Source organism: Rahnella sp. NRRL B-41462, from assembly GCF_003263525.1.
GTDB classification, from domain to species: Bacteria; Pseudomonadota; Gammaproteobacteria; order Enterobacterales; family Enterobacteriaceae; genus Rahnella; species Rahnella aceris.
Map to the genome: position 1 here is coordinate 1 of NZ_JYDF01000037.1, position 11337 is coordinate 11337.

The 11337-nt window shown below is 56.1% G+C and carries 12 protein-coding genes; 2 read left to right on the top strand and 10 right to left on the bottom strand.

Annotation, left to right across the window (positions count from 1 at the left end):
• The 9 genes from UC14_RS10120 to bioH all read right to left on the bottom strand — a co-directional run.
• Positions 1-527: malonate decarboxylase holo-ACP synthase (locus UC14_RS10120; RefSeq protein WP_112197643.1), on the bottom strand; the 527-nt coding region annotated here is incomplete at its 3' end.
• Positions 528-544: 17 nt separating this feature from the next.
• Positions 545-1507 (bottom strand): AEC family transporter, encoded by a 963-nt coding sequence (locus UC14_RS10125; RefSeq protein WP_013573582.1) that lies wholly within the window; start codon positions 1505-1507, stop codon positions 545-547.
• A 190-nt stretch (positions 1508-1697) separates the two neighbouring features.
• Positions 1698-2513, bottom strand: coding sequence for a biotin-independent malonate decarboxylase subunit gamma (gene mdcE / locus UC14_RS10130; protein ID WP_013573581.1), 816 nt, complete (start codon positions 2511-2513; stop codon positions 1698-1700).
• Positions 2510-3352, bottom strand: coding sequence for a biotin-independent malonate decarboxylase subunit beta (locus UC14_RS10135; protein ID WP_013573580.1), 843 nt, complete (start codon positions 3350-3352; stop codon positions 2510-2512). The genes mdcE and UC14_RS10135 overlap by 4 nt, the downstream gene beginning before the upstream one ends.
• The gene (locus UC14_RS10140) at positions 3342-3644 is read right to left on the bottom strand and encodes a malonate decarboxylase subunit delta (RefSeq protein WP_013573579.1); all 303 of its coding nucleotides are present in this window, start codon (positions 3642-3644) and stop codon (positions 3342-3344) included. Before UC14_RS10140 ends, UC14_RS10135 begins: the two co-directional genes overlap by 11 nt.
• A gap of 40 nt (positions 3645-3684) precedes the next feature.
• A complete protein-coding gene (locus UC14_RS10145; protein WP_037033698.1) occupies positions 3685-4542 on the bottom strand; it encodes a triphosphoribosyl-dephospho-CoA synthase in 858 nt (285 codons plus the stop codon).
• 5 nt (positions 4543-4547) lie between these two features.
• Positions 4548-6209 carry a malonate decarboxylase subunit alpha gene (gene mdcA / locus UC14_RS10150; protein WP_013573577.1) on the bottom strand — a complete coding sequence of 554 codons (1662 nt, stop codon included), beginning with the start codon at positions 6207-6209 and terminating at the stop codon, positions 4548-4550.
• A gap of 307 nt (positions 6210-6516) precedes the next feature.
• Entirely contained in the window at positions 6517-6786 is a 270-nt protein-coding gene (locus tag UC14_RS10155) for a YdgH/BhsA/McbA-like domain containing protein (protein WP_014333504.1), read from the bottom strand.
• A gap of 220 nt (positions 6787-7006) precedes the next feature.
• Complete coding sequence (bioH, locus tag UC14_RS10160) at positions 7007-7789, bottom strand: pimeloyl-ACP methyl ester esterase BioH (RefSeq protein WP_013573575.1); 783 nt, start codon at positions 7787-7789, stop codon at positions 7007-7009.
• 46 nt (positions 7790-7835) lie between these two features.
• Between bioH and gntX the strand changes: the two genes are divergently transcribed.
• Complete coding sequence (gntX, locus tag UC14_RS10165; RefSeq protein WP_112197641.1) at positions 7836-8525, top strand: DNA utilization protein GntX; 690 nt, start codon at positions 7836-7838, stop codon at positions 8523-8525.
• 97 nt (positions 8526-8622) lie between these two features.
• Complete coding sequence (gene nfuA, locus UC14_RS10170) at positions 8623-9198, top strand: Fe-S biogenesis protein NfuA (RefSeq protein ID WP_013573573.1); 576 nt, start codon at positions 8623-8625, stop codon at positions 9196-9198.
• 55 nt (positions 9199-9253) lie between these two features.
• Here the strand turns inward: nfuA and malQ are convergent, their stop codons facing one another.
• The gene (gene malQ / locus UC14_RS10175; protein ID WP_037033701.1) at positions 9254-11329 is read right to left on the bottom strand and encodes a 4-alpha-glucanotransferase; all 2076 of its coding nucleotides are present in this window, start codon (positions 11327-11329) and stop codon (positions 9254-9256) included.
• Positions 11330-11337 lie beyond the last annotated feature (8 nt).

Here is an 11337-nt window from a genome sequence, read left to right on the forward strand (position 1 = left end):
CCCCCCTGCGGCGTATTGATCTGAACATCGGCGCGGCAGGGAAGCCGCTGAAGCTGGTCGTAAAAATCGGAAAACTGAGAAGGTTCTGCCGGTGTGTCGCAACGGACCAGTAAATCGAGATCGCTGTCGGCATGCATCACCGGGAGGTCACTGGCCAGCGCGTAGGCGCAACTGCCCGTCACGCCCCATGAGAAAGGCAGTTGCAGACTGCATAACGTGATCAGCGCCTGCACCGGTTGCTGAGACACAAACGGCGAGTGCAGTAATGCATTCACGTCGCTGACCAGTGATTCGGGCGTGACGACCCGCACCACCGCCGCCGGGTCAATCCAGGCGGCGGCTCGCTGAATACGGGTCAGCCCGCGAATACCCACCGGAACCGCACCGTCAGCACGCTTATCGCGACGCACTACCAGCGGCAGCGCAGTGCGCCAGCCGGTGTTTACCCATTCGGGTAAAGTGTCGTCGCTTTGCAGCGCTGAACGGTCGCTTATCCAGACAAAATCATGGGCACGCGGGTCACACATATTCAATCCTTCTTAAATCAATGCAATGCAGCGGTCAGTGAGATAAACAGCGGCAAAGTCACGATACACAATACGGAACTGATCAGCAGTGATGCTTCTGCATCCGGGGACTGCACACCGAAACGGTTACCGAACACGATACCGAAGAAACCGGCAGACAGCGCAATCATCAGTATTGCGGTCACAGCAACCTGACCGCTCAGGCCAAATGCCAGAACCAGACCCCAGGCGATGAACGGCTGGATCAGGTTTTTCGCCACACAAGACAACAACACCGGACCGTTAATTTTCAGTTTACGGGCTGACAGGATCACACCGGTCAGGAACAGCGCAGATGCGGTCGCTGACAACCCCAGCGGCTTGATCGAAGCCAGGAAAATTTCCGGCATTTTAATGCCAATCGCTGACAGGATCACGCCCAGCAACGGTGCCCAGACGATCGGTTTTTTCACTGAACGCCACATCAGAACCGGCAGTAATGCCAGGGAAGATCCCTGATTTTCACCACTGAGACGCGCTTTTTCACGTTCAAGGATCAGCAGACAGAACGGCGTCATCAGCACGGAACCGCAGGCGATAGATACCGCGACGGACAGTGATGTTGACGGCGCATCACCCAGCACGCTGCCCAGAATAGGCAAACCCAGTGCCGCATAGTTCGGCAGTGCGACAGTCAGCGTCAGAACCGCCGCATCCTGCGCAGATTTTTTGAAGACTTTGGTGCAAATAAAGTAAATCGCTGCGTAGGTTATCCACATCGCCAGAACCAGCACCAGAATCAGCGGTGACTGTTCCACAATGCCCGCCCACGGGGTTTGTACGGTGGCTGCAAACAGCGCAGCAGGTAAAGCAAAATCCATCACGAAAATATTCAGTAAAGAGACATTCTGGTTATCCACCATTTTCGCTTTCCCGGCGTAAAAACCGAGGATCATGATGACGAAAATAGGGGCAAGCGCGTGCAATATTACGTAAGTCATAGCGTTTTTCCTGAGGCAAAAAATGATTGCTCAGTCGGCGCCGGTGCGATGGTTTTTTTAGTATGACAGTCCAGTTGCAGACAACAGCAGGCCCTCGCCCGGACGGTATGTCAGGGCGGGAACCCGCAATGCGGCTGCGTCACGCTGTTTGCAGGTGCGTTACCGGTTGAGACTGAAAGTTGTTAACGAATTACCATTCCTGGCGCATCTGCTGGCGAACGCGCTGCGAACTTGCGCGGTTTTCTGCACCCAGACGGTTGCTGAGGCTAACGCCTTCTTTGCGTGCGTCCTGGATGTTTTGCCAGACAACGTTTTGCACGTTGCTGATGTCGTCGGGTGTGGCCTTATCCGGATCAGCGATGTCGAGTAATTGCGACAGCAGGCCCAGCGTGGCGTAGTTTTCGATGTCGTAAGCCATCGGCGGAATGGTGGCAGCCAGTTTTTCCAGCGCATCCACAGAACGTAAGGTGATACGTGCGGCGGATTCTTTACCCATCGCGTGGATCATCACGCCGTTGTTTTTGAAGGCGATCAGTTTGTTAGCCTGATAACCGTGCGCCAGAAACGCACCGGACATCGCTTTACCGACAATCAGCCCGACCACCGGATGCCCGGCCAGACGCGCTTTGGCGTAAGCGCCTGCGGCACCGGCCAGCGCCTGATGGATACCGAACGCTTCTTCGCGGCGACCATAAGCCTGACTTGGTACGTCGATGACCGCCACGATGGCGCGTTTGGTGCTGGCATCCGCGTCGGCGTCAATCACGTCGTTAACGACTTTTGCCAGATTCCAGCCTTCGAGCAAACCGACTTCGCCGCCCGCTGCACGCGGATACTGGTTATTTTTGTCCGGCACCACGGCGATGAAACGTACCGGCTGGTCATTCATTTTGCCGTCAGCCGCTTTCACGGAAGGGCAAAGACCGGTTACCGGAGTGGCGTCTTTGGTCAGTTCAGCGAACCAGTAATCACCCCGGCTGGCTGCATTATTTGCTACGTTGCTCATGCGCGATCCTCCCGGTTAAACAAGGCTTCCGTCACTTCACGGCTGGCCTGCTGCGCGGTGTCAAAACCGGTCAGTTTTGGCAGGTAATAATCATAATTATCAGAACGATGTGTCGCAGGTACGCCCGCTTTAATAAAGGCCAGCACGCTGTCTTTCACTTCATTCAGGGAATCTTTCACCAGCGCATCAACAAACCCGCTGTGATAACGCACTTCGCCACCGGTCATGCTCCAGATAAACGGACGGTCGCGGGAATCGTATTCATCGATACCGGCTTCCTGTTCGATAACCTGCGGACCGTTCAGTCCCAGACGGGCTTCACGGGTGACAATCAGATAGCTGCACAGCGCGGCGGCAATCGACATCCCGCCAAAGCAACCAACAGTACCGGCAACGACGCCGATCACCGGCGTATAGCGGCGCAAATCAACAATGGCGGCGTGAATATCCGCGATCGCCGCCAGACCCAGATTGGCCTCCTGCAAACGCACACCGCCGGTTTCCAGCAGCAGAACGGCCTGCGTCGGGATGCCGTTACGGTTATCTTCTGCAGCCATTTCCAGCGCAGCAGCCATTTTGGCACCGGACACTTCGCCCATGCTGCCACCCTGGAAGCTGCCTTCAATCGCCACAACGACAGCGGGCTGGCCGTTAATCTGACCTTTGGCGACGACCATGCCGTCATCGGCCTGCGGCACGATGCCCTGCGGTTCCAGCCACGGCGACATAATGCGTTCGAACGGCCCGAGCAGTTCACGGAAAGTCCCGGCGTCCAGCAATTTGCGGGCGCGCTGACGGGCGCTCAGTTCGATAAAGCTCTGATCAGTATCAGTTGGCATTTTCAGCCTCCTCAAAGACCTGTTCGATACGCAGACGGGCAACCCCGGGTGTGGCGCCAAAATCATTGATGTCGAGACGACCGGCCGGTAATTCACGCAGCGCACTCAGACGGTTAAAAAAGTTCTGCCATAAGGTATGGCTGCCGTCGACCGAGGTGGTGACGATAATGTTCAGTTCATTGACTGTTTTTGGTTCATACAGCGCTTCTAAATCGCCGGAACCTACCACGCCTGCTTCGGCACGGCCTGCCAGCGGTTTTGCCGCCGGGTAGTTAAATTCAAAACGTTCCATAACACCTCTTTGTACTGATGTTAGTTAATGCGTATCCGGTTCAGACCACGCTGACGCGGTCAAGAAACAGCGTCGCAGCCAGTAAATCAGCGGCACCGCCGGGCGATGTGTTGTCCGCCAGCATCCGGTGTTCGAGATGGCGCAACCGTTGTTTGCCCGCCATCGTGCTGGTGCCACCGGCTTCCAGCACGGCCTGCGCGCCCTGATGCATGGCTTCCAGCGCCGGTAAGCCACCGCGTGACAGCACGCAGGTGTCGGCCAGTGTGGACATCACCGCCAGTAAGGCATCGACCTGCGCTTCGCTTTCGCTGGCGCCGTGTGCCCGGCTGTGATGAAGCTGCGGCAGTGCACAACCGATAATGTGCGGGAAACCGCTTTGTGCCTCTTCGCGTGCACCCGGCACCTGATAACGCTGCACGGCGTGCGAACCTTTACTGAATTTTTTCGGGCTGAAAGCATCGGGCAACACCGCAATTTTCGCGGCGCGCTGCGCAATATGCAGCGGCAGTAAACTTTCCGGCTGCATGGCAACGGCGCTGACCAGCAACCCCATCGCCCAGATAGCGCCCCGGTGAGTATTCACGCCGCCGGTTTCCGCCATCATCTGCGCTTCGCCAGCACGACCTAAACGGCCCACTTCCTGACGCAGGGCGATATCCGCCGGGCGCTGCCAGCTGTGTAAAGCCAGCAAATAGAACGTGGATGTCAGGCTGCGCGCCGAACGCACCATCAGATCTAAACTTAAATCCTGATGGGCACCGGCACTCCGGCTGTCTACCAGCCCCGGTTTCGGGCTAAGCCGCGCTTCGTCGATCAGCGCCTGCGTCGCCGTTTCTGCCAGCCTTTCGGCCAGTTCTTCCGCTGTGAGCAGAGCGCCAGTCGTTAAAGTCTGCGGCATAGTGATCACCAGCTACGGAATTTGGCTGGCGGGTTATACAAGCCGCCGGACCAGTCAACCAGCTCGCTCACGCTGCCCGCCGCCAGTAATGAACGGGTGGCGTCGGTGCGGCGGATGCCCATATCTTCCGGGAAGACCACCAGTTCCTGACGACGCAGGTCGGCGACGCGTTTGGCGTCAACGCCCAGACCGATGTCAGTGATACCGGCAACTGCCGCCACCATCGCACGGCGTTCTTCGAGAGAACGGGCACGGTAAAGATAGGCGATACCTTCTTCGGTCAGCACATGGGTCACGTCGTCGCCGTAAATCATCACCGGCGCCAGCGGCATACCGGATTCTTTACCCACATCGACGGCTTCGAGTTTCTCAACGAATGTCGGTTTGCCACCGGCCTGGAAGGTTTCCACCATCTGTACGACCAGTTTTTTACCGCGAGCCATCGGGTCCGGCTCTTCAATCATGTCGAGCCAGGCTGGCGTGGAGTGACGGCGACCGTGCGGATCATGCCCCATGTTAGGCGCGCCCCCGAAACCGGCCAGACGACCGCGGGTCACGGTTGACGAGTTCGCCAGCCCGTCAACCTGCAAGGTCGAACCGATGAACATGTCTACCGCGTACTGGCCTGCCATCTGGCAGAACGCACGGTTGGAGCGCATAGAACCGTCGGAGCCGGTGAAGAACACGTCAGGACGGGCGCGGATATATTCTTCCATCCCCATTTCGCCGCCGAAGCAGTGAACGGTTTCCACCCAACCGCTTTCGATAGCCGGGATCAGCGTCGGATGCGGGTTCAGTGTCCAGTGTTTACAGATTTTGCCGCGCAGGCCGAGCTGTTCGCCGTAAGTGGGCAACAGCAGTTCGATAGCGGCGGTGTTAAAACCGATGCCGTGGTTGAGCGACTGCACGTTGTGTTTGGCGTAGATACCTTTAATGGCCATCATGGCCATCAGCACGTGAACCGGTTTGATCAGGCGCGGGTCACGGGTGAACAGCGGTTCGATGAAGAATGGCTTGTCGGCGACGACCACGAAATCGATCCAGTCGCCCGGAATATCGACGCGCGGCAGATCAGTGTCTTCTTCAACCAGTTCGTTGACCTGCGCAATCACGATACCGTTTTTGAAGGCTGCGGCTTCGACCAGCGCCGGGGTGTCTTCGGTGCTTGCGCCGGTATACAGATTGCCTTTGCGGTCAGCTTTGAAACCGGCGATCAGTGCGATGTTCGGCACCAGATCGACGTAAAGACGGGAATACAGTTCGATATAGGTGTGGATCGCACCGATTTCCATCTGACCGTCTTCCAGCAACTGCGCGATGCGCAGGCTTTGCGGACCGGAGAACGCAAAATCGAGCTTACGGGCGATGCCACGTTCAAAGAGATCCAGATGTTCAGCGCGGCTGACGCTCGGCATGATCATATGTAAATCATGCAGCTTTTCAGGATTCACTTTCGCCAGTGATCGGGAAAGGAAGTCAGCTTGTTTTTGGTTGTTACCCTCCATCACCACGCGGTCGCCGGAGGCAATCAGCGTTTCGAGGATGGGGATAATTTTATCTGTGGGTAAAACTTTACCCTCTGCCACGGAACGGACACTGTCGATACGCCGTTGTTTTTCATTGCGGCGGGTGTCCCACACTTTCGTGGTCTGCGGATGTTGCGGCATGCCAAACCTCCCTGGGTTGAGCTTGCTGAATCTTTCCCGGCGTGATGAAACAAGAGGCATCGGGAAGTTCAGTCAAGTGGCGGTTGCATCACATTTGACCTGTTTTGATAGCCTGCTAAGTGTAAGCAGCGAAGAATATTGCATCAATTAAGCGTCCGGACACTTCGTTACGCTGAGAGTAACGATCTGACGTATTTCTTTAAAAACAAATTGATACAGAACAAAGAAAGAGAAGGAGCGCACAGAAAACGGGAATAAAAAAGGGATGCACAAAGGCATCCCGGGGTTCAGAGCAGCATAAAAGCGATTATTTGAAGACTTCAGCCGTTGCGGTGATTTTCTTCTTCTCCTGAGCCGCAATCACCACATAGTATTTGCCGCCCTTTTCATCAGCCAGTTTGGACAATTCTTCTTTCGCATCCATTGGCGCAGTGTATTCATTGCTGGTCGTGACCACGCCCAGACTGGTGTAACCCTTATCTTTGGCTTCTTCTTTCGAGATCATCTCTGCCGCCATCGCGTTGAGTGAGAATAACCCTGTCAGAATTGCCGCAACGATAATTTTGTTTGATTTCATGACATTACCTCTAAATTGGATGAATAGTTCTCAAAGAAAGCAGTCAGGATATGAACAGCGGGTGTATCTGCGCTGGCATGACCTTCATGGTTAAACGCCAGTAAACTCCCCAGAGACGCAAACAGGCTCGCGTAACAACTTACGCCCACCTTTCACCCCGTCATCATCGGCTTAAGTATTAGTCACCCTTGAGAATTAGCCAGAAAATTGAAAAAAATATTTACATTGGCTTGCAGTCTGCAATCAGGAAACGCTCGACAAGTTCACAAAACCTATCAGGGTGGGAGATAAACGGCGCATGTGCAGCCTTTTCAACGACTTCCGAACAGGAATCGGGCAGAATCGCATCCATCAGCGGCACCATTTTTCTCGGTACCAGCCCGTCGAGCGCACCGTAAATACGCAGGACTGGCAAGGTCAGTTGCGTCACCGGCTGGCGCAAATCCACGTTGCGTAAAATCTCCAGCCCGCCATTGAGCACGGCCACCGGCGGCATCGGCAGATTCAGAACGATCGATTTAAGCAGCCGCGCATCCTGACGGGCGCTGTCGCTGCCCAGCGTCTGCAGCGCCAGAAAACGCTCAACCGTGCGCTGGAAATCTTCACTTAACTGATGCTGAAAACCCTGTAATACGTCCGGGCGGATCCCCGGCCAGTTTTCATGGGCTGCAAAACAGGGCGATGATGCCACGGTAATCAGTTTTTCCACGCGCTGCGGCGCACTCAGGGCTATCTGGCTGGCCACCAGGCCGCCCAGCGACCAGCCAAGTAATGCGCTTTTCTCCGGCATTGCGGCAAGCACGGTTTCCGCCATCTCTTCCAGCGTCATCGCCCCGAAACCCTCACTGCGGCCATAGCCCGGCAGATCAATCAGATGCAGACAAAATTGCGGCGCAAGTCGCTCTGCCGTGTAACGCCACACTTCGGCATTCAGCCCCCATCCGTGAAGCAGCACAAGATGGCGATCTCCTTCGCCGATAGTCTCCCGGTAAAGCGTATTCATAGCGTATTGTCCGTGTCTGTCTGATTGGCAAAAGGAACCCGCCGCTATGCTAACAATTGCCAGCCGCTGTTGGCTATGCCAGTGTCCGCTGCATCTCCCGGTTCAGGGCATTTGCAGTTTGTGCATGAAACATCTGCCGGTCGCACCGCCCTGCTGCCTGCGCTGCGGATTGCCCTCTTCCGGGGGCCATGCCGATTGCGGACGTTGTCTGTTAAAACCCCCACAGTGGGACGCGATGATCTTCGCCAGCCCTTATGAAATGCCGGTGAGCGGGCTGGTTTTGCGGTTCAAATTCTCCAGGCAACCGGAACTCGACACCACGCTCGCCCGTTTACTTTTTCTGCGCTGGCAGGAACGCTACCGGATGAGCAATCTGTCCAGACCCGACGTGCTTCTCAGCGTGCCGCTGCATCAGAAGCGCTATTTCTCGCGCGGGTATAATCAGAGTGAATTGCTCGCGAAGCCGCTGGCACGCTGGCTGCATTGCCAATATCTGCCCGATGCCCTGAGCCGCAACCGGCGCACGCCGCCGCAGCAAAGTCTGACCGAGCACGAGAGAAAGTGGAATCTGCGCAAAGCCTTCACCTGCCATGCCAGCCTGCGCGATAAGCACGTGATGTTGCTCGATGATGTGGTCACGACCGGCAGTACTGTCAGGGAAATCAGCAAGATTCTGCGTAATCAGGGCGTTGCTTCGCTGCAAATTGCCTGTATTTGCCGGACTTTACAGGCGTAAGCACGTGCTGCTAACACACTGGCAACGTGAAGGGTGACGGGTAAAAACAAAGGGCGTATTATAACCAACTAGAGTAGTCAACTATTGAGCGAATGTTATGATCCTTATTACCGATGCTGCCCAAGAGCACTTTGCCAAATTGCTGGCAAGCCAGGAAGAAGGCACCCAAATCCGCGTATTCGTGATCAATCCCGGTACGCCAACCGCAGAATGCGGTGTCTCCTATTGCCCACCTGACGCCGTAGAAGCGACGGATACCGAACTCAAGTTCGAGAAACTGTCTGCTTTCATTGATGAATTAAGCGCGCCTTATCTGCAAGACGCCGTGATCGACTTCGTCACCGATCAGCTCGGTTCCCAGCTCACGCTGAAAGCCCCGAACGCCAAAATGCGTAAAGTCTCTGACGATGCGCCGCTGATGGAACGTGTTGAATATCAGTTGCAGTCGCAGATTAACCCGCAGTTAGCCAGCCACGGTGGTCGTGTTTCCCTGATGGAAATCACCGACGACGGCATCGCTATCCTGCAATTCGGCGGCGGTTGCAACGGCTGTTCGATGATTGATGTCACCCTGAAAGACGGCATCGAGAAAGAACTGCTGCAAAACTTCCCTGAGCTGAAAGGCGTGCGCGACCTGACTGAACACCAGCGCGGCGAGCACTCCTTCTACTGATCACCTGCTGATCAGTCAGAACATAAAAAGCACCCTTCCGTTGGGTGCTTTTTTTTTATGCCTGCCTGCGCTGGTTTAAATCACTGAGCAGCGCATCAATATGCTCATCAGCAAACATGTCCTCCAGGGTTCGCGTCAGTTTGCGCCGCCAGTTGGGGTATTCGGTATTGGTGCCCGGCACATTCACCGGCAAATCCATGTCCAGCCAGTCTTCCGGTTGCAAACCCAGCAACGCGCTGGCACTGCCCGCCAGATAACGTTGCAAACCCAGGTTCAGCAGCGGCGTCATCGGCATGTTTTCAGCACTGCGGCTGATCGATTTCGGCACACACTGTGTCAGATGCAGCGCATTAAGAAGCCCCTGCTTGCTACGTTCACGTTCCCCGCGCAGTTTTTCCAGCACCTGCGGATCAGGATAAACACCCAGCGACGCTCCGAGCGTTAAATCGCCCCCTTCCCAGTAGCCCCGCAACGTCGGTAAATCATGGGTGGTGACCGTTGCCATCGCTTGTGAAACATAATCTTCCGGCGGCCGGTAAAGGAAGTGTTTATCGTGCTCGAAATACAACACTTTGTAGGAATACACCCCGCTGTCACGCAGGCTGGCGAGGATTTCTTTCGGCACGGTACCGAGGTCTTCACCAATCACCATGCACTGATGCCGCTGACTTTCCAAAGCCAGCACACCGAGTAAATCCTCCAGCGGATAACGGACATACGCGCCGCTGCCCGCATCCTGTTCGGCGGGTATCCACCACAAACGCAGCAACCCCATGACGTGATCGATACGCAGTGCACCGCATTCCGCCATGTTTGCACGCAGCAAATCTATGAACGGCTGATAGGCACGGGCTTTCATTTCGTGTGGATCAATGGGCGGAAGCCCCCAGTTTTGTCCCTGCGGGCCGAGAATATCTGGCGGCGCACCGATGGTAGCATTCAGGCAATACAGCGCCGGATCGGACCAGGTTTCCGCGCCGCCTTGCGCTACGCCAACCGCCAGATCACGATACACGCCGATCGGCATCTTCAGCTCAACACTGCGCTGATAACATGCGGAAAACTGCATCTGCGCCAGCCATTGCTGCCACTGATAAAATTCAATTTCACCGGCGTAACGCTCGCTGAATTCCCGCACTTGTGCACTTTTCGCATCACGATAGACTTCCGGCCATACCGGCCAGCCCCACTGGCCTAAATCCAGATCGCGCAGATGCGTATGCAGTGCGTCGAACAACGCCTGCTGTCGCAGGCTGTCGCCACCAAGTGCGACGAAACGGCGAAAATCCTGCTTACGCGGGCTGTCTTCCGGCAACTCGCAAAACAGCGGCCAGGCCAGTTTGAGCGCCGCCGATTTCAGCGCCATCACCAGCGGATAATCGACAAACTCCGTGCTGCGCGCCTGCAGTAACGCCTCGCGCGTCTCTGTCGAATGCCACCAGTCTTGCGCCTCGCGACTGGCGGTAAACTCCTCCACGGCATTCACATCAATGTAGGTCAGATTCAGCCAGCGGCGCGACGACGGACTGTAAGGGCTGGCACTTTGCGGATTCGCCGGATAGAGCGCGTGTATCGGATTCAGCCCGACGAACGCCCCGCCGCGTTTCCCAACTTCTTCGACCATTTTTTTCAGGTCACCGAAGTCGCCTGCGCCCCAGTTATTCTCCGAGCGCAGCGTGTAAAGCTGAACCGTCGCGCCCCACAGTTTTTCCCCTGCCAGCAATGCCTCCGGCTCATAACAGCGCGGCGGCGCGACGATGATCCGGCAAGGCCAGACGTTATCATTTTGCGATAACGTCAACTGGTGATAGCCGGCAGGCAGCGCAGCCCCGAGGTTCAACACGTTGCCTGTCAGGATTTCGCCCTGCGTCTGGCTGCCATTTTCCTGCGTCAGTTGCCATTGAAATGCGCCACTGCCTTCCGGCGTGAGCCACACTTTTTTGCCTTGTGTAAACACTTTGACCGGCGGCACGGGCGTGATTTCCGGCACGTCAGCCGGATCACGCCCCATCGCCGCCAGCAAGGCGACGCGCGTGTCATCTGACACCGTTTCCACGTCATCCGTCATATTAATGAAACTGTCTACAATGCCTGCCCGGCGCGCGGCCTCAGCGAGTTGCTTGTCCTCCATGTTGGCTC

Coding starts and splice junctions, on each gene's coding strand:
- UC14_RS10155 (WP_014333504.1), bottom strand. CDS start 6,786: ATGAAATCAAACAAAATTATCGTTGCGGCAATTCTGACAGGGTTATTC.
- bioH (WP_013573575.1), bottom strand. CDS start 7,789: ATGAATACGCTTTACCGGGAGACTATCGGCGAAGGAGATCGCCATCTT.
- gntX (WP_112197641.1), top strand. CDS start 7,836: ATGCTAACAATTGCCAGCCGCTGTTGGCTATGCCAGTGTCCGCTGCAT.
- UC14_RS10135 (WP_013573580.1), bottom strand. CDS start 3,352: ATGCCAACTGATACTGATCAGAGCTTTATCGAACTGAGCGCCCGTCAG.
- mdcA (WP_013573577.1), bottom strand. CDS start 6,209: ATGCCGCAACATCCGCAGACCACGAAAGTGTGGGACACCCGCCGCAAT.
- malQ (WP_037033701.1), bottom strand. CDS start 11,329: ATGGAGGACAAGCAACTCGCTGAGGCCGCGCGCCGGGCAGGCATTGTA.
- UC14_RS10145 (WP_037033698.1), bottom strand. CDS start 4,542: ATGCCGCAGACTTTAACGACTGGCGCTCTGCTCACAGCGGAAGAACTG.
- UC14_RS10125 (WP_013573582.1), bottom strand. CDS start 1,507: ATGACTTACGTAATATTGCACGCGCTTGCCCCTATTTTCGTCATCATG.
- nfuA (WP_013573573.1), top strand. CDS start 8,623: ATGATCCTTATTACCGATGCTGCCCAAGAGCACTTTGCCAAATTGCTG.
- mdcE (WP_013573581.1), bottom strand. CDS start 2,513: ATGAGCAACGTAGCAAATAATGCAGCCAGCCGGGGTGATTACTGGTTC.
- UC14_RS10140 (WP_013573579.1), bottom strand. CDS start 3,644: ATGGAACGTTTTGAATTTAACTACCCGGCGGCAAAACCGCTGGCAGGC.